At 71.9% G+C, this 25,799-nt stretch carries 23 protein-coding genes and 1 tRNA gene; 8 read left to right on the plus strand and 16 right to left on the minus strand.

Translation table 11 applies throughout. The features are described 5' to 3' along the window. Positions 1–38: 38 nt before the first annotated feature. Complete coding sequence (hppD, locus tag ABH941_RS14120; RefSeq protein ID WP_370129394.1) at positions 39–1,145, minus strand: 4-hydroxyphenylpyruvate dioxygenase; 1,107 nt, start codon at positions 1,143–1,145, stop codon at positions 39–41. Between the two features lie 148 nt (positions 1,146–1,293). Between hppD and ABH941_RS14125 the strand changes: the two genes are divergently transcribed. Beyond that, a complete protein-coding gene (locus tag ABH941_RS14125; protein WP_370129396.1) occupies positions 1,294–1,773 on the plus strand; it encodes an Lrp/AsnC family transcriptional regulator in 480 nt (159 codons plus the stop codon). Between the two features lie 12 nt (positions 1,774–1,785). Here ABH941_RS14125 and ABH941_RS14130 read toward each other — a convergent pair whose 3' ends face one another. Together ABH941_RS14130 and ABH941_RS14135 are read right to left on the minus strand one after the other, a co-directional pair. After that, positions 1,786–2,607: a S16 family serine protease gene (locus ABH941_RS14130; RefSeq protein WP_370129398.1), complete on the minus strand. Its 822-nt coding sequence runs from the start codon at positions 2,605–2,607 to the stop codon at positions 1,786–1,788. Between the two features lie 126 nt (positions 2,608–2,733). Continuing rightward, on the minus strand, positions 2,734–3,384 hold the full coding sequence (locus tag ABH941_RS14135; RefSeq protein WP_030260563.1) for an IclR family transcriptional regulator: 651 nt from the start codon (positions 3,382–3,384) through the stop codon (positions 2,734–2,736). Positions 3,385–3,661: 277 nt separating this feature from the next. Here ABH941_RS14135 and ABH941_RS14140 point away from each other — a divergent pair, with 277 nt between their 5' ends. Further along, positions 3,662–4,588: a DUF3152 domain-containing protein gene (locus ABH941_RS14140; RefSeq protein WP_370129401.1), complete on the plus strand. Its 927-nt coding sequence runs from the start codon at positions 3,662–3,664 to the stop codon at positions 4,586–4,588. Between the two features lie 7 nt (positions 4,589–4,595). Here ABH941_RS14140 and ABH941_RS14145 read toward each other — a convergent pair whose 3' ends face one another. After that, on the minus strand, positions 4,596–6,380 hold the full coding sequence (locus ABH941_RS14145; protein ID WP_370129403.1) for a DEAD/DEAH box helicase: 1,785 nt from the start codon (positions 6,378–6,380) through the stop codon (positions 4,596–4,598). 106 nt (positions 6,381–6,486) lie between these two features. Beyond that, complete coding sequence (locus ABH941_RS14150) at positions 6,487–7,899, minus strand: MFS transporter (protein WP_370129405.1); 1,413 nt, start codon at positions 7,897–7,899, stop codon at positions 6,487–6,489. Positions 7,900–8,174: 275 nt separating this feature from the next. Between ABH941_RS14150 and ABH941_RS14155 the strand changes: the two genes are divergently transcribed. Beyond that, a tRNA-Cys gene (locus ABH941_RS14155) sits at positions 8,175–8,246 on the plus strand. Positions 8,247–8,306: 60 nt separating this feature from the next. On the opposite strand, the gene ABH941_RS14160 is transcribed toward ABH941_RS14155, so the two are convergent. From ABH941_RS14160 to ABH941_RS14175, 4 genes are read right to left on the minus strand one after another with little or no spacing between them, the layout of a single operon-like run. Further along, on the minus strand, positions 8,307–8,534 hold the full coding sequence (locus ABH941_RS14160; protein WP_370129407.1) for a ferredoxin: 228 nt from the start codon (positions 8,532–8,534) through the stop codon (positions 8,307–8,309). Further along, on the minus strand, positions 8,531–9,796 hold the full coding sequence (locus ABH941_RS14165; RefSeq protein WP_370129409.1) for an NADH-ubiquinone oxidoreductase-F iron-sulfur binding region domain-containing protein: 1,266 nt from the start codon (positions 9,794–9,796) through the stop codon (positions 8,531–8,533). Before ABH941_RS14165 ends, ABH941_RS14160 begins: the two co-directional genes overlap by 4 nt. A gap of 2 nt (positions 9,797–9,798) precedes the next feature. Further along, positions 9,799–10,458 (minus strand): ferric reductase-like transmembrane domain-containing protein, encoded by a 660-nt coding sequence (locus ABH941_RS14170; protein WP_370129411.1) that lies wholly within the window; start codon positions 10,456–10,458, stop codon positions 9,799–9,801. After that, positions 10,455–11,456 (minus strand): FAD:protein FMN transferase, encoded by a 1,002-nt coding sequence (locus ABH941_RS14175; protein ID WP_370129413.1) that lies wholly within the window; start codon positions 11,454–11,456, stop codon positions 10,455–10,457. The genes ABH941_RS14170 and ABH941_RS14175 overlap by 4 nt, the downstream gene beginning before the upstream one ends. A 15-nt stretch (positions 11,457–11,471) precedes the next feature. Here ABH941_RS14175 and ABH941_RS14180 point away from each other — a divergent pair, with 15 nt between their 5' ends. Further along, a complete protein-coding gene (locus ABH941_RS14180; RefSeq protein WP_370129415.1) occupies positions 11,472–11,903 on the plus strand; it encodes a hypothetical protein in 432 nt (143 codons plus the stop codon). A gap of 64 nt (positions 11,904–11,967) precedes the next feature. On the opposite strand, the gene ABH941_RS14185 is transcribed toward ABH941_RS14180, so the two are convergent. The 6 genes from ABH941_RS14185 to ABH941_RS14210 form a co-directional block, all read right to left on the minus strand. After that, the gene (locus tag ABH941_RS14185; RefSeq protein ID WP_370129492.1) at positions 11,968–14,286 is read right to left on the minus strand and encodes a xanthine dehydrogenase family protein molybdopterin-binding subunit; all 2,319 of its coding nucleotides are present in this window, start codon (positions 14,284–14,286) and stop codon (positions 11,968–11,970) included. A gap of 164 nt (positions 14,287–14,450) precedes the next feature. Beyond that, positions 14,451–15,512: a 2Fe-2S iron-sulfur cluster-binding protein gene (locus ABH941_RS14190; RefSeq protein ID WP_370129417.1), complete on the minus strand. Its 1,062-nt coding sequence runs from the start codon at positions 15,510–15,512 to the stop codon at positions 14,451–14,453. Next, positions 15,509–16,381, minus strand: coding sequence for a xanthine dehydrogenase family protein subunit M (locus ABH941_RS14195; RefSeq protein ID WP_208329450.1), 873 nt, complete (start codon positions 16,379–16,381; stop codon positions 15,509–15,511). Before ABH941_RS14195 ends, ABH941_RS14190 begins: the two co-directional genes overlap by 4 nt. 278 nt (positions 16,382–16,659) lie before the next feature. Further along, a complete protein-coding gene (locus ABH941_RS14200; protein ID WP_370129419.1) occupies positions 16,660–18,270 on the minus strand; it encodes a beta-N-acetylhexosaminidase in 1,611 nt (536 codons plus the stop codon). A 143-nt stretch (positions 18,271–18,413) separates the two neighbouring features. Next, entirely contained in the window at positions 18,414–18,695 is a 282-nt protein-coding gene (locus ABH941_RS14205; protein ID WP_370129421.1) for a DUF3039 domain-containing protein, read from the minus strand. 26 nt (positions 18,696–18,721) lie between these two features. Continuing rightward, the gene (locus tag ABH941_RS14210; RefSeq protein WP_134004421.1) at positions 18,722–19,300 is read right to left on the minus strand and encodes a YqgE/AlgH family protein; all 579 of its coding nucleotides are present in this window, start codon (positions 19,298–19,300) and stop codon (positions 18,722–18,724) included. 328 nt (positions 19,301–19,628) lie between these two features. Here ABH941_RS14210 and murA point away from each other — a divergent pair, with 328 nt between their 5' ends. From murA to ABH941_RS14230, 4 genes are all read left to right on the plus strand, one after another. Beyond that, the gene (murA, locus tag ABH941_RS14215) at positions 19,629–20,960 is read left to right on the plus strand and encodes a UDP-N-acetylglucosamine 1-carboxyvinyltransferase (RefSeq protein ID WP_370129424.1); all 1,332 of its coding nucleotides are present in this window, start codon (positions 19,629–19,631) and stop codon (positions 20,958–20,960) included. A gap of 130 nt (positions 20,961–21,090) precedes the next feature. Beyond that, positions 21,091–22,728 (plus strand): ArnT family glycosyltransferase, encoded by a 1,638-nt coding sequence (locus ABH941_RS14220; RefSeq protein ID WP_370129426.1) that lies wholly within the window; start codon positions 21,091–21,093, stop codon positions 22,726–22,728. Positions 22,729–23,681: 953 nt separating this feature from the next. Then, on the plus strand, positions 23,682–24,398 hold the full coding sequence (locus ABH941_RS14225; RefSeq protein ID WP_370129428.1) for an N-acyl homoserine lactonase family protein: 717 nt from the start codon (positions 23,682–23,684) through the stop codon (positions 24,396–24,398). Between the two features lie 220 nt (positions 24,399–24,618). Beyond that, entirely contained in the window at positions 24,619–25,182 is a 564-nt protein-coding gene (locus tag ABH941_RS14230) for a hypothetical protein (RefSeq protein ID WP_370129430.1), read from the plus strand. 283 nt (positions 25,183–25,465) lie between these two features. Here ABH941_RS14230 and ABH941_RS14235 read toward each other — a convergent pair whose 3' ends face one another. Next, positions 25,466–25,747 carry an HU family DNA-binding protein gene (locus ABH941_RS14235; protein WP_030260605.1) on the minus strand — a complete coding sequence of 94 codons (282 nt, stop codon included), beginning with the start codon at positions 25,745–25,747 and terminating at the stop codon, positions 25,466–25,468. Positions 25,748–25,799: the final 52 nt, after the last annotated feature.

Here is a 25,799-nt window from a genome sequence, read left to right on the forward strand (position 1 = left end):
TCGCATCATGGTTCACCTGAATGAGACATGACGAACCCTCACAGATTGCCCCGGAGCTCCTGCTCCCGCTCGATGGCCTCGAAGAGCGCCTTGAAGTTGCCCTTGCCGAAGCCCATCGAGCCGTGCCGCTCGATCAGCTCGAAGAAGACCGTCGGCCGGTCCTGCACCGGCTTGGTGAAGATCTGCAGCAGGTAGCCGTCCTCGTCCCGGTCCGCGAGGATCTTCAGCTCGCGCAGCTGCTCCAGCGGCACCCGGGTCTCGCCGACCCACTCGCCCAGGGTGTCGTAGTACGAGTCGGGGGTGTCCAGGAACTCCACGCCGGCCGCGCGCATCGCCCGTACCGTCGCCACGATGTCGTTGGTCGCCAGCGCCAGGTGCTGGACCCCGGGGCCGCCGTAGAACTCCAGGTACTCGTCGATCTGCGACTTCCTCCTGGCCACCGCCGGCTCGTTCAGCGGGAACTTCACCTTGCGGCTGCCGTCCGCGACGACCTTGGACATCAGCGCGGAGTACTCGGTGGCGATGTCGTCGCCGACGAACTCCTTCATGTTGGTGAAGCCCATCACCCGGTGGTAGAAGGACACCCACTCGTCCATCCGTCCCAGCTCCACATTGCCCACGCAGTGGTCCACCGCCTGGAAGAACCTCCGGGCCGGCGGCTCGACCAGCGGCCGGCGCGCCACGAAACCGGGCAGGTAGGGACCGTCGTAGCCGCTGCGGTCGACCAGGGTGTGCCGGGTCTCGCCGTAGGTGGCGATGGCGGCCAGCACCACCGAGCCGTGGTCGTCCTTCAGCTCGTACGGCTCGGCCAGGCTGGTCGCGCCGTGGGCGACGGCATAGGCGTGGGCCGCGTACACGTCGGGGACCTCGATGGCCAGGTCGACCACCCCGTCCCCGTGCGCGGCGACATGCTGGGCGAGGAAGACCCCGCGCTCGGTGGCCGCCTTCACCACCGAGGTGAACACGAAGCGGGCCGAGCCCGACTCCAGCACATAGGCAGCGGTCTCCCGCTCGCCCGTCTCCGGACCCGCGTACGCGACCAGCGGCATACCGAAGGCCGTCGAGTAGTAGTGCGCGGCCTGCTTGGCGTTGCCGACCGCGAAGACGATCGCGTCCATGCCCTTCACAGGAAACTCGTCAGTCATGGCGTCCTCCAGCCGTGGGATGCGGATGCCGCTACCGTCCCGCCCAGGTCGACACTGCGCAACTGTCCCGCGAAACACTGAGCAGGCTGTACAGCCGGGCCAGCCGTACCCCATCCTTGGTGTACATTCTGCTCACCTGGAGCCGCTGATGCCCGCTGTCCCCGGAATCGACCCGCTGGACGCCGCCCTGCTCGCCCTGCTCGCCGAGGAGCCCCGCCCCGGCGTGCTGGAGTGCTCGCGCCGGCTCGGCGTGGCACGCGGCACCGTCCAGGCCCGACTCGATCGGCTGCGCGCCAACGGGGTGATCCGCGGTTCCGCGCCGCAGTTGGACCCGGCCGCCCTCGGCTACCCGGTCACCGCCTTCGCCACCCTGGAGATCTCCCAGGGCCAGGGCACGGATGTCCGGGCCCACCTGGCCTCCGTGCCCGAGGTTCTGGAACTCCACACCATCACCGGGCAGGGCGACATGCTCTGCCGCATCGTGGCCCGCTCCAACGCCGATCTCCAGCGGGTGATCGACCGGGTTGTGGGGTTCGACGGCATTGTCCGGGCTTCCACGGCGATCGCCCTGGAAAATCCGGTCCCGTTCCGGGTGCTCCCTCTGGTCGAGCAGGCCGCCGGGGACTGACGGCGCGACTCCTCAGCAGGACGGGACGGTGCCGGTGCCGGTCTGCAGTGCCTTCAGGGCGTTGACGGCCTGGTCCAGGGTGTTCACCGGGACCAGCCGCAGCCCCTGCGGGGTGTCCGCGCGCGCGTCCGAGCACTCGGAGCTGGGCACCAGGAACACCGTGGCGCCGTACTTGGCCGCCGCCTTGGTCTTCAGCGCGACCCCGCCGACCTCGGAGACCTTCCCCGCGCCGTCGATCGCACCGGTGCCGGCGATGTTCGCGCCATTGGTCAGGTCACCGGCCGCGCCCGCCTTGCCGGTGCCGTTCCCGTTCAGCAGGTCGATGATCCCCAGCGTGAACATCAGCCCTGCGCTGGGACCGCCCACGCTGGCGAGGTTGATGCTCACCTTCACCTTGGCGGCGTCCAGGTGCAGGTAGCTCAGCGCGGCCGTGGTCGCGGCCGACTGCGAATCGGCCATCTCCTGCTGGTTGGTCGCATTGACCTGCTGCACGTTCTGGCCGGCCGGGTAGACCGCGTCGTGCGGTACGACCGCCTCCCGCGGGTTCGGCCAGGCCCTGATCGCCTTCAGCAGACTGACCGAGTCCTGCGGCGCGGTCGCCTCGATCGTGGTCATCCGCAGCGCGCCGCTGGGCTGCCGCACGGTGGCGCCGGTGATGGTGATCACCCGCTGCGGCTGCTGCCCGTCCGTCGCCTTGTCCGGGTAGCTCCCCAGCGTGTTGGCGGTGATCCCGGGATACATGATCGTGAACGGCAGCGGTGCGAACGCCGCCACCCCGAGCAACGCCGCAACCACGACAGCACAAACCGTCAGCACGACGGGACGACGCGACATCGACGAAGGCAGAGTGAAGACCACACCGCGCATCAAAACACACCAGCCATGCACCAACCTAAGGGGCGCGAGGAACTGCGCGACCAGCCCACACCGACGTAGAGCCCCTGAAGTCCCCCGCCCCGTTCAGCGGAGGGCTTCCGCCACGTCCGCCGCCGCCTCCACCACCCGGGGCCCAACCCGCTCCGGAACCATCCCCCCGAGCATCACCACCCCGACACACCCCTCGATCCCGCTCAACCCCAGCAACGCCGCCGCCGCCCCGCAAGCGCCCGAGCGCTCCTCCGCGCCGGTGGCGACGAACGGCGGCTCCGGCCGGGCCCCGTACGGCAGCGCCCGCGCAGCGAGAATCGCACGGCCCGCCGCGTTCTCGTCCAACTGGTGCCGCAGGCCCGTCCGGTAGGCGACATGGAAGTCGGTCCAGCTCGGCTCCACCACCGCGACGACCAGTGCGTCGTTCCCGTCCACCAGCGTCAGGTGCGCCGTCGCCCCGAGATCCTCGGCCAGACTCCGCAGCGCGGGCAACGCGGCCTCCCGCAGCAGCGGGTGCACCCGGTGGGCGAGCCGCAGCACGCCCAGGCCGACCCTGGCCCGGCCGCCGATGTCCCGGCGGACCAGACCGTGCTGCTCCAGGGTCGCCAGCAGCCGGTAGACGACGGTGCGGTTGACGCCGAGGCGCCCGGCGAGCTCGGTGACGGTGAGTCCCCGCTCGGAGTCGGCCAGGAGTTTGAGGACCTGGACCCCCCGGTCCAGAGTCTGTGAAGTCTCGGCGGTCACGGCCTGTACTCCTCTTCCGCCGGATGTGTGGTGAGGGTGGACGCTAGTGAGGTTGCACCGCCCAGCGGAAGGGGTTGTCCAGAATTCGGTCACTATTCCTCGCTGAGTGAGGAACCAACCGGGGCAGGAGGGGGCAACGGGACATCTCGTCTTACCGATCCCTGACCGAATCCCCTTTGCTGTCAAGGCCGCCAGGAAGGTATGCAACCATCCGCGTGACTCAGATGTATTCGTTGGTGCGAGTCAGCCCTCTTACCGGACAGAGAGTTACTGCCCCATGGCCCAGAGCACCCGTCGCACGTCAGCCCGTTCCGCCGGTCAGAGCGGCGGCGGGCGCAGACGCGCGTCCGGCCGGGGCAGCGGACGTCGTAAACCCAAGCGAAGCTCCGGTCCCAAGGCCCTGGCCGCCGTGGCGTTGGTGACCGTACTCGGGGTCGGCGGCTATCTGCTGAACGGCTCCGGCAACGACAAGGCCACCGCCGCATCGGTGCTGTCGGCCCCCGGGAGCGACGCCGGCTCGGTGGCGGCGGGCAGCACATCCCCCAGCGCCGCCCCCTCGTCCTCGCCCTCGGCCGCGCAGTCCCCCTCGTCCACCGCAGCCCTGCTCCCGACCAGCTGGCCCTCCTCGGGTCCGGGCACCTACACCTATGCGACCGGCACCACCAAGCGCTTCGGAACGGGCACGCTCAAGCGCTACAGGGTCGCCGTGGAGAACGGCCTGGGGATCAGCGCGGCACTGTTCGCCTCCGAGGTGGACGCCATCCTGGACAACACCAAGCAGGGCTGGAGCGCCGGCGGCCTGTGGTCGTTCCAGCGGGTGGACTCCGGTCCGGTGGCCTTCACCATCTACCTGGCCTCGCCGGAGACGACCAACCGCCGCTGCCAGACCTTCGGCATCACCACCATCTTCGAGGTGATCAAGGGCGGGGTGAACTGCAGCAACAGCGGCAACCAGGTGGCCGAGAACGTGGCCCGCTGGATCGACCTGACCCCGGCCTACAAGGGCCAGGCCGACCTCTACCACGCGTTGGCGATCAACCACGAGGTCGGGCACTCGCTGGGCCACAACCATGTCACCTGCGCCGGCGCCGGACAGCCGGCACCGGTGATGATGCAGCAGCTCAAGGGCATGAAGGGCTGCGTCGACAACGGCTGGCCCTACAGCGCCTCGGGCACGTACATCACCGGACCGGCGGCGCCCTGAGCAATCGTCAGGTGATCTTCGTGGCCCACTCCTGGATCTTCCTGATCCGCGCCTGCAGCTGACCCGCCGTCGCCTGCGCGGTCAGCGGCCCGCCGCACACCCGCCGCAGTTCGTTGTGGATGGTGCCGTGCGGCTGCCCGGTGCGGTGGTGCCAGGCGCCGACCAGCCCGTTCAGCTCCTTGCGCAGCTCCTGCAGCTGCTTGTGGGTGACCACCGGGCGCTTCTCGGCCGGCAGTTCGATCAGGTCGGCCTCCTCGGCCGGCCTGGCCTTGCTGCGCTGGATCTGCCGGGTCTGCCGCTTCTGCAGCAGTATCTGCACCTGGTCGGGTTCGAGCAGGCCCGGGATGCCCAGGTACTCCTCTTCCTCCTCCGACCCGGCGTGCGCCTGCATCCCGAACTCATGGCCGTCGTAGAGCACCCGGTCGAAGACCGCGTCGGACTCCAGCGCCTCCCAGGGCAGCTCGTCCATGCCGCCGTCGGCCTCGTCCTTGGTCTTCTCGGCCTCGGCGAGCAGGGCGTCCTCCTCGTCGAAGAGGCCGTCCTCCTTGCTCTTCTTCCGGTCCAGGACGTGGTCGCGCTGCAGCTCCATCTCGTTGGCGAAGGTCAGCAGCGTCGGCACCGAGGGCAGGAAGACCGAGGCCGTCTCGCCCCGCTTCCGGGCCCGGACGAAGCGGCCCACCGCCTGGGCGAAGAACAGCGGGGTGGAGATCGAGGTGGCGTAGACGCCGACGGCGAGGCGCGGCACGTCCACGCCCTCGGACACCATCCGCACCGCGACCATCCAACGCTGGGTGCCCTCGGAGAAGTCGGAGATCCGCTGCGAGGCCTCGGCCTCGTCGGAGAGGACGAGGGTGACCTTCTCCCCGGTGATCTCCCTGATCATCTTGGCGTAGGCGCGGGCCACGTTCTGGTCGGTGGCGATGACCAGCCCGCCGGCGTCCGGGATTCCCTTGCGCACCTCGGTCAGCCGCCGGTCGGCCGCCCGCAGCACATTGGGCATCCACTCGCCCTGCGGGGCCAGCGCGGTCCGCCAGGCCTGGGCGATGGCGTCCTTGGTCATCGGCTCGCCGAGCCGCGCGGCGACCTCGTCCCCGGCCTTGGTGCGCCAGCGCATGTTGCCGCTGTAGGAGAGGAAGATCACCGGCCGGACCACATGGTCGTCCAGGGCGTGGCCGTAGCCGTAGGTGTAGTCGGCGACGCTCTTGCGGATCCCGTCGTTGCCGGCCTCGTAGCTGACGAAGGGGATGGGGTTGGTGTCGGAGCGGAACGGCGTCCCGGTCAGCGCGAGCCGCCGGGTCGCCGGTTCGAACGCCTCGGCGCATGCCTCGCCCCAGGACTTGGAGTCGCCGGCGTGGTGGATCTCGTCCAGGATCACCAGCGTCTTGCGTTGCTCGACCCGGTTCCGGTGCAGCATCGGGTTGACGCCGACACCGGCGTAGGTGACGACGATCCCCTGGTAGTCGGGGGACAGGCGGCCGCTGCTGTAGGCCGGGTCCAGCCGGATCCCTATCCGCGCCGCGGCCTCCGCCCACTGCTTCTTCAGATGCTCGGTCGGTGCGACCACGGTGATCTGCTGCACCACATGGTTGTGCAGCAGGTACGACGCCAGCGTCAGCGCGAAGGTGGTCTTCCCGGCGCCGGGCGTCGCCACGGCCAGGAAGTCCCGCGGCTGCGCCTCGACGTAGCGCTCCATGGCGGCCTGCTGCCAGGCGCGCAGCTTCCCCGCGGTGCCCCAGGGGGCCCGGCCGGGGAAGGCAGGGGACAGATGATGGGAGGCGGTTGCAGTACTCACGGTCTCCGGCAGGGTCGGCGGCAGGGACGCACTTCGGCTGGGCACACTTCGAGGGTCTTCGGACAACCCGCCTACCCTACCGGGGCCATGTGTCCTCCCCGCGTCTTCAAAGGCGCCGTTTCGCCGTGCGTCCGCTCACCACCGCGCCGACCAGGGCAATCGCCGCCATCACGGCGAAGATCGCGGCGAAACCGCCCTTCGTCCCGGTCCCGACGACCGCGAAGAGCACGCCGGCGAAGCCGACCAGCAGGACGTTGCCCAGCGCGTCGCTGACCTGGAGCGAGGCGGAGTTCTCGCCGGTGTCGTCGGCGTCCGAGAGGCCGAGCATCAGCACGCCCACGCTGGCGATGGTCAGCCCCATGCCCATCCCGCCGACCGCCCAGGCGAAGGCGACCGCATACGGGGGCACGGCCGGGACCAGGGCCAGGCCCGCGCCGGCGATGGCCGCCGCCGACATCAGGAAGCCGGTGCGGATCAGCAGGCCGCGGTGCCGGTCGGCCCAGGAGCGGCCCTGGATCCAGGAGCCGAGCGCCCAGCTCAGCCCGCCGCTGGTGAGCGAGAGTCCGGCCAGGGTCGGCGAGAGGCCGCGCTGGGTGACCAGCATCAGCGGGATGAATGCCTCGGCGGCGAAGAAGGTGCCGGCCGCGACGCCGCGCAGCAGGATCACCGTGGGCAGGCCGCGCGCGGCCCGGAAGGTGCCGTGCGGCAGCAGTCGGCGGACGGCGGGGACGAGCAGCAGCAGCCCGGCCACGGCCGGGATCAGGGCGTAGAGGTCGAGCAGCTGCCCCGCGTACTGGAGCAGCCCGGCGCCGGTGGCCATCGCCAGGGCGAACAGCAGCCGGCTGCGGTCCAGCGCCCAGCTGCGTTCGGAGCCGTCCCCGGTCTGGAGCCGGCGGAGCTGAGGGAGCATCAGCGAGACCGGCAGCAGCACCAGCACCGGTATGGAGAGGAACACCCAGCGCCAGCCCAGGTGCTGGGTGACCGTCCCGGACACCACCGGGCCGACGATCGAGGGCAGCACCCAGGCCGACGAGAAGGCCGCGAAGACGGAGGGCCGCAGCCGCTCCGGGTAGGCGCGGCCGACGACCACGTACAGCGCCACGATGACCAGGCCGCCGCCCAGCCCCTGGACCGCCCGGCCGGCGACGAAGACCCCCATGCCCTGCGCGGTGCCCGCGATCAGCAGTCCGGTGCCGAAGGCGGCGATGCCCGCGCTGAGCGGTCCCAGCGGGCCGCGCTTGTCGCACCACTCCCCGGAGACCACCATGGCGAGCAGGCTGGCGGTGAAGAAGCCGGAGAAGGCGAAGGCGTAGAGCCCGAGGCCGTGCAGCGCGCGGGCGGCGACCGGCATCGCGGTGTTCACCGCGGTGGCCTCGAAGGCGACGAGCAGCACGGTGGACACGATGCCGAGAGTCAGGGCCCGGTACCGGGGGCTCAGCACGGTGTCCTGGGCGAGCTCGGCGTCGGTCGCTGCGGGGTGGGTGGTGTGGGTGGTCACTGAAGCGATTGTAAGGGTCATCCGCCGGGTTGGCCCCTGTCGTGCGGCGGAGGGCCACTCATCCTTCCGTCCTAGGTCCGCATTCCTTCCGGCGAGCTGTTGACTAACACGGGGGTGAATACCGTAGAGTCAAATGCATCGAGCAGTACGGGAATGGCGACCTGAAGGAGGACCGATGAACACCAGCAGCCTGGTTCGCGTCGGCACCTGTCGCGCCCACTGTCGCTGCACGGCGTGTTGTTGTCCCGCCGTCAGCTGAAACACTGTCTGCTCGCTCTTTGCATCACCCCTGTCACGGCCGTGTGCCCGAGTGGTTGAGGGGACCGCCTGCAAAGCGGTTTACGCCGGTTCGAATCCGGTCATGGCCTCCTGTCGTGTCGCAGAAAACAATGTCCGGACGGTCGGGGAATTCGACCGCCCGGACATTGTCATGCCTTTTTACGGAGCAATTTCAGCGCGAGTACCGGGCAGTCGGCGGCGGCTTTCTTCGCCCGCCGCACGGCCTCGTCCGGGACCGGAGCGCCCTCGACCAGCGGATAGCCCCACTCGTCCAGGGTGACCCGCTCCGGCAGCAGTTCCGCGCACAGCCCGTGGGCGGTGCAGGCGGTCCAGTCGACGGCGAGGTGCAGGCCGGCGCCCCGAAAAGTTGGAGTCATCGCAGGCCCTCCGGTGCGGAGTCGGACGGGACCGGCAGCAGCGGAGCCGGGCTGTTCCCGGTGCAGTAGCCGGTCTGGTGGGCGGTGACCTCGGCGGCGAAGACGGTGAGGGCGCTGCGCACCAGCCGCACCGTCCCGTCCGGGTGGTGGCAGACGCCGCGGCCCTCGACCAGGCCGGACCAGCGAGCCAGGTCGTCCAGGAGCCGGGGTTCCCAGGCCGCCTTTGCCGGGGAGGCCAGATCGGCGAAGGCCGCGGCGATCCGCGGCAGCCCGTTGAGGCAGGGGCCGCACTGTCCGGCCGACTCCAGCGCCAGGTAGCGCAGCACCCGCGCCGTCTCGACCAGCCCGCAGCGGTTGGCCGGCAGCGCCGCCAGCACCCCCGCGCCCAGCGGTACGCCGAGGTCGGCCGCGGCCAGCCGCCGGTCCAGCGCGGCGGCCGGCAGCCAGCTGCCGTGGTAGCCGCCGACCAGCACCGCCTGGACCGCGTACGGGAGCGGGCCGAACAGCCGCCGCAGCGGCGTCCCGGTGGAGGCCTCGAACACCCGGGGCGGACCCCCGGCGGTGTGGACGGTGCACAGCATGGAGCCGGGCTCCGCCACGGTCCCCGCGGTGCGGAACCAGCCGGGTCCGTAACGGGATATCAGCGCCAGCTGGGCGAGCGTCTCCACGTTCTGCACCAGGGTGGGCGCCCCGCCGACGCCGCGCTCGCGGGTCGGCGGCTGCGGGAAGCGCGGCAGGCCGCTGCCGCCGGAGAGGTAGCCGGTGAGCGCGGAGGACTCGCCGGAGAGGAACCGGCGCGGCACCTCGGTCAGCACCACGTGGTCGCCGGGGCGCTCGGCCAGCGCCGCGCGCAGTCCCGGCAGCAGGCCGCTGCCCTGTTCCACGGCGAGGTGCGCGGTCCGGGTGCCGATCGCCTCGGCTGCGGTCAGCAGCCCGTCCAGGACCAGGTGCGGGGCCAGCCGCAGCAGGGTCGCGTCCTTGTGGCTGGCCGGTTCGCCCTCGCAGCCGTTGGCGACGGCGACAGGGGTCCTCCCGCTGCGCCGGGCCGCTGCGGCGACGGCCTCCACCTTGCGGTGCACCGGGAAGGCGGCCCCGCCGCGTCCGGTCAGCCCGGCCTCGGCGAGCAGCGCGGCCAGTCCCTGCCCGCCGGCCCGCGGGCCGTACTGCGCGGTGTGGGCGGCCAGGTCGAGCGGGGTCCGCGGCAGCAGCCGGGGAAGGGCGTCCTGCAGGACGGCCCCGGCGGGCTGGGGGATCGTCGCCATGATCAGGCTCCCTTGCTGGTGCCGGCGTAGTGATGGTGCGGGGCGGGCGTGTCGGCGGGCGGCGCGGCGGCGGGCGCGGCGGCCCGTGCCAGCAGTGCGGCCGGGGTGTTGGGCGCGGCGGGCCGCAGCGCCACCCGGATCCGTACCGCCACGGCGGCCAGGACGGCGACGACGCAGGCCACGGTCAGCCACAGGGCCACACCGGAGGCCATGCCGCCGGTGCCGGAGCCCAGGGTGAGCCCGTGCACCACCGCGACCGGCCAGGACGCGTACGCCAGCCAGTGCACGGCGCGCCAGGCCCGGTGGCCGATCCTGGCCCGCAGCAGGCTGGTGACGATCACGGCGAGCAGCAGGTCGAAGCCGACCGTGCCCAGACCGAGCCAGAGCGGCTGGAAGTCGCTGACGAACGGCACCACGCTGTCGACCAGATTGATGTTCACATAGGAGTCCGCGACGGCGGTCACGATGTGGATCGCCAGGAAGACCATCGCCAGCATCGAGAGGGTGCGGTGCAGGGTGACCGTGCCGAACCGGGGCAGGCCCGGCAGCTGGCTCCTGAGCTGCACCATCACCCCCAGCAGGGTGACCGCGGAGAACAGCACCAGCGACACCACGCCGGTGGCCTGGCCCGCGTACCAGAGCACGGGAGAGGACGAGCTCATGCCGCCACCTCCGGGTGCGCTTCCGCGTCGGCGGGCCAGTCGGCGACCGCGGTGACGGTGCCGTCGGCCGCGACCAGCCGGGAGGGGAGGCGGTGGGCGGCCAGCCACTCCGGGGCCGCCGCGCCGCGCACCATGGCGGCGGTGCTGGCGGTGTTGGCGTCCAGGCAGGTGCCGGCCGCGACGCTGACGGTGCGCCAGGGCGTAACCGCCGGAAGGCCGGTGCGCGGGTCGACCAGGTGGTGCATCGGGCGGCTGCCGCGCCGCCAGCGCCGGGCACTGATGCCCGAGCTGGCCAGGCCGCCGTCGCGGATGGTGACCAGGGCGTGCGGTCCCTCGGCGGCGGCGTCGACGGGTCCGGTGGCGTCCTGGACGCGTATCCGCCAGCCGTCCTCGGGGGCCTCCCCCGCCACGGCGGTGTCCCCGCCCAGGCTGACCAGGACGCCGCAGCCGGCGTCGGCGGCGAGCCGGGTGGCAGCCCGGTCCGCGGCCCAGGCCTTCGCGGTGGCGCCGAGGTCGAGCTCCACCCCCGGCGGCATGGCGACGGTGCAGGCGGCGGGGTCCAGCACGACCTTGCGCCAGCCCGGCACCGGCCGCACCAGCAACCGTACCGGCCTGCCCTCGCGCTCGATCAGCTGGAAGTCGCGGTCGTAGCCGATGGCCGCCATCGCCGAGCCGACGGTGGGGTCGACGTCGCCGTCGGTGAGCTCGGCCGCGCGCAGGGCGGCGGACAGGGCCTCGGCGAGCAGCGGGATCACCGGGACCGGATGCCCGTCGGCGTACGCGGCGGCGGTGTTCAGACCCACCAGGTGCGAGTCGTCGCGGAAGCGGCTGCAGGCGGCGTCGACCTCGTCGAGCCAGTGCTTCAGGGTTTCACGGCAGTCGTCCAGGCGGCTCGGGTCGGTGACCACCAGGCGCACGGCGCAGCCGAGGGCGCGCCAGTCGGCGGCGGCGGTTGTCGCGGTGGTGGTGGCGACGGGGTTCGCGGTGCGGGCGGTCATCAGGAGCCGCCCGAGGTGGAGTGGGAGCTGCTGCTGGAGCTGGATGTGCTGCTGGAGCTCGCCGCGCTGCTGCTGGAGCTCGCGGTCGGGCTGGAGCTGGGCGTGGACAGCGCGCTCGTGCTGGACGAGGTCGACGTCGAGGCTGCGGACGACGAGGTGGACGCCGAGGACGACGCCGACGCAGTGGGGGTCGACGTGGTGCTTGCCGTCGTCGTGCTCGTCGTGCTCGTGCTCGCCGTGGTCGAACTGGCCGGCATCGACGCCATGAGCGCCAGCGTCCCCGCCACGCTCACCACCGCCACGCCGGCGCTCACCGCCGTGGTTCTGTTCGCCCCCTTGCGCGCGGCTTCGGGGGTACGACCTGCCTTCCGTGCCATCACGCTGCTCCCTTCGCTCGAATGGTGCGGACCGTGGTCCGTCGTCCACCACCCTGCGGGGGATTTGTGAGAGAGCTATGAGCTGTGCCTGAGCGTTCCGCCGTGATCGGCCCGTTATTTTCCGGCCCTACGGCTTACCCGGCGACGTCCTCGGCCGGTATCGGCAGCCGGTTGACCTGTCGCCCGGTGGCCGCCCTGACCGCCGCAGCGACCGCCGCCGGGGCGACCGCGGCCGGGGCGGCGCCGACGGCCTTGGCGCCGAAGGGGGCGACCACGTCGCGCTCCTCCAGCAGGGCCACCACCCTGATCGTGGGGGCGTCCAGCGAGGTGGGCAGCCGGTACCGGGTGAAGGAGGCGTTGGAGATCCGGCCGCCCTCGCTGACCAGGTCCTCCATCAGCGCCAGCCCCAGGCCCTGGGTGGCGCCGGCCTCGATCCTGGCCTCGATCTGCTCGGGGTTGAGCGCGCGGCCGACGTCCTGGGCCACGGCCAGCTCGACCACCCGTACGGTGCCCAGCTCCACGTCCACGTCCACCACGGCGCGCATCGCGCAGAAGGCCAGGCCGACGAAGGCGTCGCCCTGCCCGGTCTCCGCGTCCAGCGGCTCGGTGGGGTGCGGCCGGCACTGCGCCGTCGCCCACAGGTCCTTGCCCTCCAGGGCCTGGAGCACCGGCATGCCGAGCACGCCGTCATAGGAGGTGATCTTGCCGTCGCTGATGGTGAGCAGCTCCGGCGACATCCCGAACTGCATCGCCAACGGCTGCAGCAGCTGGTGCCGCACCATCAGCGCCGCACGCTCGACCGCTCCGCCGGAGACCCAGGTCTGCCGTCCGCGCGCGGACGGTCCGGCCGGGGGCTGGTCGGTGTCCACCGGCGCGATGTAGACGTCGGTGATGCCCAGCACGTCCTGGACGATCTGCCGGGCCAGGGTGGAGAAGCCGGTGCCGGTGTCCACGGCCGTGCACATCACCGAGGCCTGCGAGCCGCTGACCCGCACCGAGGCCGTGGAGACCTCGTCGGTGCCCTCGGCGCCCAGGATGTGCACCATGCCGACGGCGTAGCCGATCCCGCGCCGCACGGCGGCCGGGTCGCCCGCGCCGCCGGGGCCGCCGGGCAGCAGCCACTCGTCGTCGGGCAGGTCCACCGGCAGCGGCGGCAGCGGCTCGGCTGCCAGGGCGTCGAGCAGTTCGCTGACCGGGGCAGGGCAGGTGACCGCCTGGCCGGTGGGCAGCAGATCGCCTGTCGACATGGCGTTGCGTCGACGAATCTCCAGCCGGTCCAGGTCCAGCGCCGCCGCCAGCCGGTCCAGCTGGGACTCGTAGGCGAAGCAGGTCTGCAGCGAGCCCTCGCCGCGCATCCGGCCGGCCGGCGGGTTGTTGGTGCGCACCGCCCAGGCGTCCACGAAGACGTGCGGGACCACATAGGGGCCCGCGGCCATCGCCGCGGCCGCCGCCAGCGCCTCGCTGGACACCTCGGCGTAGGCGCCGCCGTCCAGCAGCAGCTGGGCCTCGACCTTGAGCAGCCGGCCCTCGGCGTCGGCGTGGTGCCGGTAGCGGAGCAGCGCCGGATGCCGGTGAGGGTGCGTCAGGAAGGACTCCTCCCTGGTCAGCGCCATCTTCACGGGGTGCCCGGTGCGGATCGCCAGCAGCCCGAGGGCGACCTGGAAGCCGACGTCCTCGCGGTCCGCGGTGGCGCCGGGAACGCCGCTGACGACCAGTCGGACCCGGTCCGGCTCCAGGCCCAGGCAGTGCGCGGCCCGGTCCCGGTCGCCGTGCGGGTCGGTGCTGGCGACATGCAGCTCCACACCGCCGTCGGGTCGCGGCACGGCGAGGCCGGCCTCGGCGCCGATCGGGGCGGGGTCCTGGCGGCCGACCTTGTAGAGGCCCTCGACCACGACGTCGCCGACCGCCTCCGGGTCGCCGAAGCGCACCGGCTGGTGCCGGAACAGATTGCCGTCGGGGTGGATCGGCGGGGCGGTGAACGCCGCCTCCGGGTCGGTCAGCGGCTCCAGCGGCTCGTAGGCGACGGTGATCGCGGCGGCCGCGAGGCGGGCGGTGTCGGGGTGGTCGGCGGCGACGGCCGCCACCGGCTCGCCGAAGTGGCGCACCACATCGGCTGCGAAGACCGGGCGGTCCTGCACGATCGGTCCACTGGGTGCGCCGTCCGGCACCCCGCTCGGGCCGAGCCGCAGGTCGGCGGCGGTGACGACGGCGTGCACGCCGGGGATGGCCAGGGCCGCGGCGTAGTCGATGGAGAGGATCCGGGCGTGGGCGTACGGGGAGCGGGCGACCGCGCCCCAGAGCAGGCCCTCGGCCCACAGGTCGGCGGCGTAGGGGAAGGTCCCCATCGCCTTGGCCAGCGCGTCGGCGCGGGTCGGCGAGGTGCCCAGACCGACGGGCTCGGAGGCGTCGGTCGAGTCGGCCCCCTCGCCGCGCTCGGCGGCCTGTGCGGGCATCCGCGGCTGGGTGAGCGTGCCGCCGCCCACGGTAGTGGCGGCCGTGGCCGTGGCCGTGCCCCCGCCCAGCGCCGCACCGGTGGCGCTGCCCGGATCGCCCTGCCGGACGCCGGGGAGCGGCGCGGTGAGGGTGTCGTCGCCCGAGCTGGAGGGAGAGGGAGTGGTCATGCTCCGGCCTCCGGGGCGTGGGTGTTGTGGTGCGTGCCCTGGTGCGCGCCTTCGTGCGTGCTCTGGTGCGGCAGGACGTAGACGCCGGGCTCGGCACCCTCGGAGGCACCGGGCGCCTGGGTACCCGGCAGCGGGTAGTCCGCCTGCGGATATGCCTGCGCCTGGAAGCCGGCCTGGTAGGGCTCGGGATGCGGCTGCTGGGCGTAGGACGGGTACGACGCGTACTGCTGCTGCTCGGAGTCCAGCCCGTCCATGGGTCCGAACAGCGGGTCCGGCTGCACCGGCGGCTGGGGTTCGAAGTGCTGGGGTTCGAAGTGCTGGGGTTCGAAGTGCCGGGGCTCGCCCTGCTGCTGACTCGGGATCTCCACGTCGGCGTAGACCGGGTACTCGGCCTCGGCAGCGTCGTCGTCCTGGTCCGCCTGCTCCTCGGGCCCGCCCGACTCGGCTGCGTCCGCCGCCGCTTCCGCCGCCTCCGCTGCCTCGGCCCGGGCCTGGGCCACCGCCTCGATCGCGGCCAGCGCGCCCTGGTACCCGGTGCAGCGGCACAGGTTGCCGCACAGCGCCTCCCGCGCCTGCAGCTCGGTCGGCTGGTGGTTGCGCTCCAGCAGGTCGTGGACGGCCATCGCCATGCCGGGGATGCAGTAGCCGCACTGCACCGCGCCGCTCTCGGCCAGCGCCCGCTGCACGTCGGAGGCGGTGCCGTCGGCGGCCAGCCCCTCGACGGTACGGATCTCGCTGTCGGCCGCCAGGGCGGCCGGGACCAGGCAGGCCGCCGTCAACTGCCCGTCCAGCTGCACCGAGCAGGCACCGCACTCGCCCTGGTCGCACCCGCCCTTGGCGCCCGCGAGGCCGAGCCGTTCGCGCAGCACGTAGAGCAGGCTCTCACCGATCCAGGCACCGTTCACCGGACGCTCGACACCGTTGACCCGCAGCAGGTAGGAGACCCGGGGGGAGCCGTCCGCACCACCGAAGCCGGACAGCTCGTAGCCCGGCTCCTGCGGGTGCGGGTGGTTCACGTAGTTGGCTGTAACAGCGTTGGTCGTTGCAGCGTCGGTCACTTCAACGCCCTCCCGAGTGCGCGGCGGGCCAGTACGGACACGGTACGACGGAGCCGCGCGGCCGCCGCGCCCGGGCCCCCATCCATGCCTTCCGGCTGGCCGTCCGGCAGACCCGAGAGCTGCGGTTCGGGCACGCAGGCCGCGGCGACGTAGTCGCCGAAGGCCGCCGCCGCCGCGGGGTCTATGGCCCGGTCGCCCTCCCAGTCGATGCAGCCCGACACCCACTGCTCGGCCTCCAGTGGCCGCAGCGGCACCGGCGCGACCGCGCCGACCGCGCAGCGCACCGCGCGCCGGCCCGGATCGAGCACCAGGGCGACCGAGGCGATGGCCCTGGAGGGGCCGGTGCGCCCGGTCGCCTTGAGGAACACCTGGGGCGCGTGCAGCAGCGGTACCCGGACGTAGCCGAGGAGTTCGCCGCCGCGCATCGGGTCCAGACCGGTCAGCAGATGGCTGACCGGCACCTCACGGCCGCCCTCCGGGCCGACCAGGGTGACCGTGGCCTCCAGGGCGGCCAGCACCGGCAGGGTGTCCCCGGCCGGGTCCGCCGTGACGATGTTGCCGCCCAGCGTGCCGGCGTTGCGCACCTGGGGCGGCCCGGCACTGCGGGCCGCCTCCGCCAGCGCGGGCATCAGCGCCGCGAAGTCGGGGCGGCCCATCCGGGCGTGGGTCAGCCCGGCGCCCAGTTGGGCGGCGCCGTCCTGGTACTGCCATCCGCGCAGCTCATTGATCCGACCCAGGCCGATCAGCGCCATCGGGCGCAGCAGGCCGGCGTTGACCGCCCCCATGAGGTCGGTCCCGCCGGCCACGGGGACAGCGGCCGGAGACGCCGCCAGCGCCGTGACAGCCTCGTCCAGCGAGGCCGGGAGCATGATCGTTTGGTTCACCTGTGTCCCACCGTGCTCGGGTTCCGCACACGCCGCTGCTTTTTTAGAGCTTGCGCCCGTACGGTACGTGCAAACGGGTGGCCAGCGCACCCTCCCGCTCCCCCCAACGCGTGGTGACAGCCGAAGGAGCCCACCAGTCGCCCTTATTGCCCGAATTGATGCCTTTTAGGGAAACTCTCAGGTCGCAATCAGGAACTCCCGCACCGCGGAAACCACGCACGGACGTGCTCCTGCGAAAACCACGCACTGACGTGCTCCTGCGCTCACGCCTCCGGCGGGGCCCCCTCAATCGGACGCCCCTCCACGCCGGGCCGCCGCTGCCACGGCCGCGGACCGGTCTCCGGGCGGTACTCCACGCCCAGCGCGTCCAGCCGCGCACGGTGGACGGCCATCCGGGCCTCGAAGCCGGCCCAGTCCCGCTCGGCCGGCTCCTGCGGCAGCCGCGACCAGGCCACCTCGGCGAACGCCGCCAGCCTGGGGAAGGCGTGGTAGTCCACCTCGCGGGCGTCGTCCATGAACTCGCTCCACAGGTTCGCCTGAGTTCCGATCACATGGGCGGCGGCCTCGGGATCCTGACGCAGCGCCGGGGGCAGCGGCTCGAACCGGTACACGTCCTCCAGGGTGCGCACCCAGCCGACCGGAACCGGCTCGTCGGCGCCGGGCGCCTGCCGGTGGTCCAGGTAGACGTACTGCTCCGGGCACATCACCACGTCGTGGCCGGCCCTGGCCGCGGCGACCCCGCCCGCGTAGCCGCGCCAGGACGACACCGCCGCGCCGGGGGCGAGGCCGCCTTCGAGGATCTCGTCCCACCCGATCAGGCGACGTCCGCGGGCGGACAACCAGCTGTCGAAGTGCCGCAGGAACCAGCTCTGCAGCTCGTCCTCGTTCGCCAGGCCCTGCTCCCTGATCCGGGCCTGGGCGGAGGGGCTGGCCTTCCACTGCTCCTTGGGGCACTCGTCGCCGCCCAGGTGGACGAAGCGGGACGGGAAGATCTCCAGCACCTCGTCCAGGACGTTCTCGTAGAAGCGCAGCGTGCCGTCCTCGACGTTCAGCACATTGGGGTTGACACCCCAGTCGGTCCAGGTGGCGAGGGCTGCGGTGTCGACGACGTCGTGGTTCCCCAGCTCGGGGTAGGCGGCGATGGCCGCCTGCGAGTGGCCGGGGAGGTCGATCTCGGGGACGACGGCGATCTGCCGCTCGGCGGCGTAGGCGACGATCTCGCGCAGGTCGTCCTGGGTGTAGAAGCCTCCGTGCGGACGGTCGTCCCGCCGCTCTCCGGACCGGTAGCCGACCATGGACCGCTCACGCCAGCCGCCGACCTCGGTCAGCCTCGGATAGCGCTTGATCTCGACGCGCCAGCCCTGGTCGTCGTTGAGGTGCAGATGGAGCACATTGAGCTTGTGGGCCGCCAGCAGGTCCAGGTAGCGCAGCACGTCCGCCTTGGGCAGGAAGTGCCGTGCGACGTCCAGCAGCACCCCGCGCCAGCCGAAGCGGGGCTCGTCCTCGACGGTCAGCAGGGGCAGCCGCCAGCCCTCGTGCTTCAGCGGGGCACGCCGGAACGCCTCCGGACCGAGCAGCTGGCGCAGCGTCTGCGCCCCCCAGAGCAGCCCGGCGGCACCACCGGCGGTGAGCACGACCCCGTCGGCCGACACCTCCAGCCGGTAGGCCTCCGGTTCCAGCTCCGGCACAAGCGCGAGCTCGATGCCCCCCGCCCCGGGCAGCAGCGGCAGCCCGGTGGCCCCGCCGACGGTGGCCCGCAGCCAGCGCTGCACCCCCTCGGTGCCGGGCCCGCCGGTCAGCCCCGTTCCGGCGTCGAGCGACAAGAACTGATCAGCACCCGCGCGGACGCGCAGCGGAGCAGGTATGAGATCCATGACGAGTCATCCTGCCCCGCAGACGCCAATTGGTCCAGACCAGGCCGAGTTCAACGCCCGGCCAGGGGCGCGGGCAACTCCGCGCCCAGCCCCGTACTGAGGAACAGCGCCGAACCGACCCTGGCCCCGCTCCCGGGTGGCCCTTACTTCTTGTCCTTGTCCTTGCCCCCGCCGTCGAGACCCTCGAAGATCTCCTTGCACATCGGGCAGACGGGGAACTTCTTCGGGTCGCGCCCGGGTACCCAGACCTTGCCGCACAGTGCGACGACCGGCGACCCGGACAGCGCGCTGTCCATGATCTTGTCGCGCTTCACATAGTGCGCAAAGCGCTCGTGGTCGCCGTCCCCGTGGGACGTCTGCGGTACCGGCTCGACGAGGGTGCCAAGGCCGCCTACACGCTCGGGTTCAGGTTCAAGGGTGCTCATGGCAAACCAGTCTAGAACCGTCCCCATCAGTTCATCGAAGGGTCGTCCGGATATGTCGCCACCATCGCCAGCTCCCCGCGCTGCCGTCGCAGGACCGACCGCCACAGCCGTGCGGGGTCGGGGACCGACACGTCCCCCGGTTCGGACTCGACCACGTACCACGCGCCCTCCAGCAGCTCGTCCTCCAGCTGCCCCGGGCCCCAGCCCGCGTACCCGGCGAAGACCCGCAGCGAGCCCAGCTCGGAGGCCAGCAGCTCCGGCGGGGCCTCCAGATCGACCAGGCCGATCGCCCCGTGCACCCGGCGCCAGCCGAGCAGCTCCTCGATCGGCTGGTCCCCCGGCACGACCGCGAGCGCCAGCGCCGAGTCCAGCGCGACCGGACCGCCCTGGAAGACCACCGCGGGGACGCCGGCCAGCTCGGCCCACGGCTCCAGCACGGACTCCACGTCCACCGGGGTCGGCCGGTTCAGCACCACCCCGAGGGTCCCCTCCTCGTCGTGGTCGAGCAGCAGCACCACGGCACGGTCGAAGTTGGGGTCGGTGAGCGCGGGCGTCGCCACGAGCAGCCTGCCCGCGAGTGAGACGGCCTCGGTCATGGTCGACATGATCCCGCAGTACCGGCGAGCGGGCAACGAATTCGCCGGCCGTCGATCGGGCCGGCCGATCCCGGCTGACCTGTGGTCAGCTCCGCACTCCGACCCGATCCGTGTGTTGTTCGACACATTCGTCCACCTGTGCATCCGCCCCCACCTGCCGTTTGCCTCAGCCGAGCCCTCCCCTATACCAAGGTCGTACTCTGCTGGGGAACCAGGGCCATCCGGATTACCATCTCCAGAGGTGACGAACCGGCATCAACTCACAGGCCCAGGTGTGCCCGCCCGGCCCGTCCGCATCATCCTGAACCACTCCTCTCCTCCCCTGGATCGCGAGAACATGACCGACGATGTCCTGCTTGTCCACGGCGGCAACCCGCTCGAGGGCGAGATCCGTGTCCGCGGCGCGAAGAACCTTGTGCCGAAGGCCATGGTGGCCGCACTGCTCGGACACGAACCCAGTCGGCTCCGCAACGTCCCCGACATCCGCGACGTCAAGGTCGTCCGGGGACTGCTGCAGCTGCACGGCGTCCTGGTCCACGAGGGGGACCTGCCGGGTGAGTTGATCCTGGACCCCTCGCACGTCGAGAGCGCCAACGTCGCCGACATCGACGCGCACGCCGGCAGCTCGCGCATCCCGATCCTCTTCTGCGGCCCGCTGCTGCACCGGCTCGGTCACGCCTTCATCCCCGGCCTCGGCGGCTGCGACATCGGCGGCCGGCCGGTCGACTTCCACTTCGACGTGCTGCGGCAGTTCGGCGCCGTCATCGAGAAGCACCCGCAGGGCACCGTCCTCACCGCCCCGCAGCGGCTGCGCGGCACCAAGATCGAGCTGCCCTACCCCTCGGTCGGTGCGACCGAGCAGGTGCTGCTCACCGCCGTGCTCGCCGAGGGCGTCACCGAGCTGCGCAACGCCGCGATCGAGCCGGAGATCGTCGACCTCATCTGCGTGCTGCAGAAGATGGGCGCGATCATCTCCATGGGGACCGACCGCACCATCCTGGTCACCGGCGTGGACCGGCTCACCGGTTACAACCACCGGGCCCTGCCGGACCGCCTGGAGTCCGCCTCCTGGGCCTGCGCGGCCCTGGCCACCGGCGGCAACATCTACGTCCACGGTGCGCGCCAGCTGGAGATGATGACCTTCCTCAACACCTTCAGGAAGGTCGGCGGCGCCTTCGAGGTGGACGACGAGGGCATCCGCTTCTGGCACCCGGGCGGCGAGCTCAACGCCATCGCCCTGGAGACCGACGTCCACCCCGGCTTCCAGACCGACTGGCAGCAGCCGCTGGTGGTGGCGCTCACCCAGGCCGACGGCCTCTCCATCGTCCACGAGACGGTGTACGAGTCCCGGCTCGGCTTCACCTCCGCGCTGAACCAGATGGGCGCCCACATCCAGCTCTACCGCGAGTGCCTGGGCAGCACCCCCTGCCGCTTCGGCCAGCGCAACTTCCTGCACTCCGCGGTCGTCTCCGGCCCCTCCAAGCTCCAGGGCGGCGAGCTCGTCATCCCCGACCTCCGCGGCGGCTTCTCCTACCTCATCGCGGCCCTGGCCGCGCAGGGCACCTCGAAGGTCCACGGCATCGACCTGATCAACCGCGGCTACGAGAACTTCATGGAGAAGCTCCGGGCCCTGGGCGCCCACGTGGAACTCCCGGGCGAAGCGGAGTAGCCCTCCGGGCGGGGCGCACGGGGTGGGTGGCGGTGGCATCTGTGCTACCGTCCACCTTCTTCCGTCATGCCCGTTCACGGCCGTGCGGGACCTCGCGAAGTCTCTACGAGCGACTCTGGATCTGGAGATCATGCGCACCTCCGCGGACATGACCGCGCCGATGCCCGCCGGCCTTGCACGGACTTCCCGGAGAGCCAAGGGCGGGGCCCGGCGATCGGCCGCGCAGGATCTGTGGTTCGCCGCCGTGGCCGCGTCGGTGCTCCTCTGGGCGTTGTTCCAGGACTTCTTCCGACTGGGAACACCGCAGGTCCTGTCCGACGAGCCGATCTATGCGAAAGCCGCCTGGATCTACGTCCACGGGCAGACGCTGCCATCCACGCACGGCACATCGGCGCTGGCCGCCACCGTCGACAACTTCGAACACCCACCTCTGGTGAAGTACCTCTTCGGCGTTGCCCAGCTGATGGCCGGTAAGCCGTCGATCACCGCCGACCGGGCCGTGTCCGCCCTGTTCCTGATCCTCACCGGACTGCTGGTCGCGGTGTGGATCGGCCGGGCCGCCGGCCGTTGGACCGGCCTGCTGGCGGGCGGGCTGGTCAGCGTGCTGCCCGAGACGGCCTCCAATTCGGCGGCCGACTTCGGCAGGTACGGCATGCTCGACCCGGTGGCGGAATTCTTCGCGGTCGCATGTGTCGCCCTGGGATGGCAGTGGAGCCGGCGCACCGGCCGCAGTGCCTGGCTTCTCGCCGCCGCGACCGGGGTGGCGACCGGATGTGCGGCCGGTGCGAAGGAGAACGGCTTTCTCGGCGTCCTCGGACCCTCGGTCCTGATCCTGGTGTTCGCCTGGACCGCACGCGCCGGTCTGGGGCTGGCGGTGCGCTGTCTGCAAGCGCTGCTGGCGGCCCTGACCTGCGCGATGGTCTTCGTGGCGCTCTATCTGCCGGTGGGCCATCCGTTCGAGCGCATCCGCTATCTCGTCGACTTCCAGTCCGCCCACTCCGACGAGGGGCACCTGATCGGGTTCGCAGGCCAGGTGTCGAAGTTCCCGCCGTGGTGGGCGAACCTCTGGTTCGCCGGGCACAGCCTCGGATCGGTGCTGACCGTCGTTCTGCTGATCGCGGTCCTGGCCGCGGTCGTCCTGCGCCGGGACCAGCTGACCGCCTGGTGCGTCGCCGCACTCGTCGGGCCGTTCGTCTTCCACTGCTTCGTCGCCAAGGTCGCCCTGGGCTTCTACTGGGTGATGTGGATGCCGGCCTTCTTCATCCTGGCGGCACTGGGGATGCGTGAAATCGTCGAGCGGGCGCGCCGCCTGGGTGGTGCGGTCCCGCAGGCGGTGGCGGTGTGCGTCGTGCTGGCCGTCCCGGTGGGCGCGTCGGTCCAGGAGAGCATCAAGGTCGCCGAGCTCAAGCCGGTGGGGGTGAAGGTCCTGCCGTCACTCCAGCGAAGCCACGGTCTGCACGGACCGGTGATCGCCGCCGGCATCGACTACGAACTGATGCCCACTTACATGCCCGGCACCCAGGTGATCACCAGCGCCACCGGCTCCCTGGCCGGGGCCGAGACGATCATCATCGGCGCCCCGGAATGCCGCCAGCTGATCGACCAGTCCGTCCGCGCCCTCGTCCATGTCAACCTTCCCCAGGGCCGGATCCAGCAGATCCACACCGACTCGAACTTCACCGTCTACCGGGTCCTCGCACCGCTGGTGCGCCCCACGCCGGCCCAGATCGCCGCTGAGCCGGCCGGCCGACTCAGCGATCACTGCTGAGCCGGATTTCCCCGGGGCGGGGTAGACCTCGCGGGGGTCCCGTCCCGTCCCGTCGTCCCGTCGTCCCGTCCGTGCCCAGCGGGGGCGGGACGCCGTCGCCGGCGCAACGGGATCCCTCTCGCGGCCGAGCCCCCGTCCCGCCCCCGTCTCCGACGTGCGCGCTCGCTCCCGCTGACCGTCCGTCGCCTCCGTGGGGCACGCCGGTCGGTCCCGGGCCGGGGTGGCTCGCTGTCGCTCGCGGCCAACTGCGCGGAGGGGAGGGGGTGGTGGGGCGTGCGTTGCCGGGTGGCGCGCCAGTGCCGCGGCTGCAGAAACGTTCCTTCTGTGTGCCTTCGGCTGAACCAGGGTCACTTTTGGTACACCGGGTCACTTTTGGTACACGAATACCTGGATGAATCCGGCATAACGGCATGACCAAGTGGCACCTTGCCCCAAAAGTGACCCCGGTTCAGCCGAACCATCCGGTTTTGGGGTCACTCGACCTACTTTGGGGTCACTCGTCCGACGAAATGTGACTGGTATGTCCGATATGACGTCAAGGCAGTGACCCCAAAGTAGGTCGAGTGACCCCAAAACGGTGAACTCGCCCCGCCCCGCGCCCCCGCCGCACGCTCCGCGCCGGACCCAGGCCGCCCCCGGCCCTTGTCGCGCATGGGGTATCCCCTGCACGAAGTGCTTGGGGAGGAAGCCGCATCCTTCCGGGCGCAAGCGCGGGAAACGGCGCCCAGCGCGCCCCACCGCACGCTGCCGTTGCAAGGGTGGGGCGCCACCATCGCCCACCGCGAAACACTCCGCGCCAGAGCGGCTCCGCCCCCGCCCCTGTCGCGCGGCGGAGCCGCTTCTGTCCGGGCGGAGCCCGGGAGACGGTGGGCGAGGTCGCGGCACGGGCGTTGCCGTTGCAGGCGTGGGGCGAATCCCGCGTCGTGGGTGCCCTCGCCTGACACCATGGCTCGATGGGGAAGCTTCGTGCGGTGCGTCGGCTGGATCTCGGCTACTTCGTCCGGCCCGCGGCGGAAGTCGGCGGGCCCGATCCTCGGGTGGAGCCCGTGCTCGCGTACCTGGTGCGGGACGAGCAGGGGTTGATCCTGTTCGACACCGGGATCGGTGACGCCGGGGAGGAGACGGAGGCGCACTACCGTCCGCGCCGCCGCCCGTTGCCGGAGGCACTCGCTGCGGCAGGGGTCGAACTCGGCGACATCTCACTCGTCGTCAACTGCCATCTGCACTTCGACCACTGCGGCGGCAATCCGTTGCTGCCCGGGACGCCGATCCTGGTCCAGCGGACCGAACTGGCCGCCGCGCAGGCCGGGGGCCACACCGTCGACGCCCTGGTCGACTTCCCGGGCGCGGCCTACCAGGAGTTGAGCGGCGAGGCCGAGGTCCGGCCGGGGGTGTGGGTGGTGCCGACACCCGGGCACACGGACGGGCACCAGTCCCTGGTGGTCCGGCAGGACGACGGCACGGTGGTGCTGGCCGGGCAGGCGCACGACTTCGCCTCCGAGTTCGCCTCGGACCAGGCCGCCCGCAGGGCCGGGCTGGACGGGATCGAGCCGCCGCTGCCGCCGTACCGGGGCTGGTTGGACCGGCTGGCCGGCTTCGATCCGCGCCGGGTGCTGTTCGCACACGACTGCTCGGTGTGGGAGCCGAGCGGCGGCACAGAGTGGGCATAATGCTTTGCGATCGGCGGGCCCCGCTGGTTGACTCGAACAGGTGATCAGGACAGCTACCGACCGCCGTACCTGGATACGGGCAGCGGCCTGGAACAACGCGGAGTGGTGCGCGGCCGTGTGTCGGACGCACCGTCAGGAGCTGGGCCCGGACGGGGGTGGGACGTTCGCCGGGGGGATGTGGAGCAGTGATAGGACCCCTCCTCCGCTCTATCCCGATGTGGTGACGCTGGATCCGGCGGCCACCGGGGCGCAGGCGGTGGGGCGGATCGAGCTGACTCCGGCCACCGCGTCCGTGAAGGACTCCTTCGACTGCCTGGACCTGGCCGGGGCGGGATTCTCGCCGCTGTTCGAGGCCCAGTGGATCATCCGGGCGCCGGAGGAGAGGCCGCGGCCCGCCCCGGGCTGGTCCGTGGTCGGCGATGCCGAGGGCCTGGCCGCCTGGGCGGCGGCGTGGGACGGCGGGCAGGGGTACGGCGAGATCTTCCGGGCCGGGTTGCTGGACGAGCAGGACATCGCCGTGCTGCAGGCCCGGGACGGCGAGGGGCGAGTGGTCGCGGGCGCCGTGGCGAACCGCAGTGCCGCAGTCGCGGGTGTGGTCGGCCTCTCCAATGTCTTCGCCGCCGAAGGCGGCCTCGGTGATGCCTGGGCGGGCGCGCCCGCCGCTGCCGCGCGCCACTGGCCGGGCCTGCCGGTCGTCGGCTACGAGCACGGCGAGGACCTCGACGCCGCCCTCGCCGAGGGTTTCGACACCCTCGGGCCGCTCAGGGTCTGGGTGCGCTGGTAAGCCCCGGAACGCCTCAGGCCCCAGCCGTGGCCACCCCTGCCGGCGATGGTGTCCGAAGTCGACCCGGACGAGCTGCCGATCAGTCCCGGATCGGAGCCGAACAGCGTAATCAGCACCATAAGGTCAGGCGCCATGAGGTCAGGAACGGTTCCACACCGTCGCCCGCGGCCGGAACCCGGCGCTGTGAGGGGCGCGGTGACCCACGCGCACAGCGCCGGGTTCCCCGGCCCCGTGAAGGGGACGGCGAACCCGGCGCTGCGGTACTGCTGCTGCCCAGGGGGACTTACTTGCCCTTGGCGGCTTCCTTGAGCTTGGAGCCCGCGGAGACCTTGACGCTGTAGCCGGCGGCGATCTGGATGGGGTCGCCGGTCTGCGGGTTGCGCGCGGTGCGAGCGGCACGGTGGGTGCGCTCGAAGGTCAGGAAGCCGGGGATGGTGACCTTCTCGTCACCCTTGGCGACGACGTCGCCGACGACCTCGGCGAGCGCGGCCAGGACGGCGTCGGCGTCCTTGCGGGTCACCTCGGCGCGCTCGGAGAGGGCGGCCACCAGCTCACTGCGGTTCATGTGTACTCCATTTGGTCTGTCGCGTTGCGATCCTCGGCTGCCCCGGAGGACC

This window comes from Streptacidiphilus sp. EB103A (assembly GCF_041261405.1).
In the GTDB taxonomy this organism is placed as follows: Bacteria; Actinomycetota; Actinomycetes; order Streptomycetales; family Streptomycetaceae; genus Streptacidiphilus.

What these genes read in the sequence shown, in the direction of transcription:
- ABH941_RS14125 (WP_370129396.1), top strand. Translation starts at nt 1,294, where the DNA reads ATGCCCGCTGTCCCCGGAATCGACCCGCTGGACGCCGCCCTGCTCGCC.
- ABH941_RS14200 (WP_370129419.1), bottom strand. Translation starts at nt 18,270, where the DNA reads ATGGATCTCATACCTGCTCCGCTGCGCGTCCGCGCGGGTGCTGATCAG.
- ABH941_RS14195 (WP_208329450.1), bottom strand. Translation starts at nt 16,381, where the DNA reads ATGCTCCCGGCCTCGCTGGACGAGGCTGTCACGGCGCTGGCGGCGTCT.
- ABH941_RS14205 (WP_370129421.1), bottom strand. Translation starts at nt 18,695, where the DNA reads ATGAGCACCCTTGAACCTGAACCCGAGCGTGTAGGCGGCCTTGGCACC.
- ABH941_RS14220 (WP_370129426.1), top strand. Translation starts at nt 21,091, where the DNA reads ATGCGCACCTCCGCGGACATGACCGCGCCGATGCCCGCCGGCCTTGCA.
- ABH941_RS14150 (WP_370129405.1), bottom strand. Translation starts at nt 7,899, where the DNA reads ATGACCCTTACAATCGCTTCAGTGACCACCCACACCACCCACCCCGCA.
- ABH941_RS14210 (WP_134004421.1), bottom strand. Translation starts at nt 19,300, where the DNA reads ATGTCGACCATGACCGAGGCCGTCTCACTCGCGGGCAGGCTGCTCGTG.
- ABH941_RS14170 (WP_370129411.1), bottom strand. Translation starts at nt 10,458, where the DNA reads ATGAGCTCGTCCTCTCCCGTGCTCTGGTACGCGGGCCAGGCCACCGGC.
- ABH941_RS14185 (WP_370129492.1), bottom strand. Translation starts at nt 14,286, where the DNA reads ATGCCCGCACAGGCCGCCGAGCGCGGCGAGGGGGCCGACTCGACCGAC.
- hppD (WP_370129394.1), bottom strand. Translation starts at nt 1,145, where the DNA reads ATGACTGACGAGTTTCCTGTGAAGGGCATGGACGCGATCGTCTTCGCG.
- ABH941_RS14160 (WP_370129407.1), bottom strand. Translation starts at nt 8,534, where the DNA reads ATGACTCCAACTTTTCGGGGCGCCGGCCTGCACCTCGCCGTCGACTGG.
- ABH941_RS14130 (WP_370129398.1), bottom strand. Translation starts at nt 2,607, where the DNA reads ATGTCGCGTCGTCCCGTCGTGCTGACGGTTTGTGCTGTCGTGGTTGCG.
- murA (WP_370129424.1), top strand. Translation starts at nt 19,629, where the DNA reads ATGACCGACGATGTCCTGCTTGTCCACGGCGGCAACCCGCTCGAGGGC.
- ABH941_RS14165 (WP_370129409.1), bottom strand. Translation starts at nt 9,796, where the DNA reads ATGGCGACGATCCCCCAGCCCGCCGGGGCCGTCCTGCAGGACGCCCTT.
- ABH941_RS14140 (WP_370129401.1), top strand. Translation starts at nt 3,662, where the DNA reads ATGGCCCAGAGCACCCGTCGCACGTCAGCCCGTTCCGCCGGTCAGAGC.
- ABH941_RS14235 (WP_030260605.1), bottom strand. Translation starts at nt 25,747, where the DNA reads ATGAACCGCAGTGAGCTGGTGGCCGCCCTCTCCGAGCGCGCCGAGGTG.
- ABH941_RS14175 (WP_370129413.1), bottom strand. Translation starts at nt 11,456, where the DNA reads ATGACCGCCCGCACCGCGAACCCCGTCGCCACCACCACCGCGACAACC.
- ABH941_RS14225 (WP_370129428.1), top strand. Translation starts at nt 23,682, where the DNA reads ATGGGGAAGCTTCGTGCGGTGCGTCGGCTGGATCTCGGCTACTTCGTC.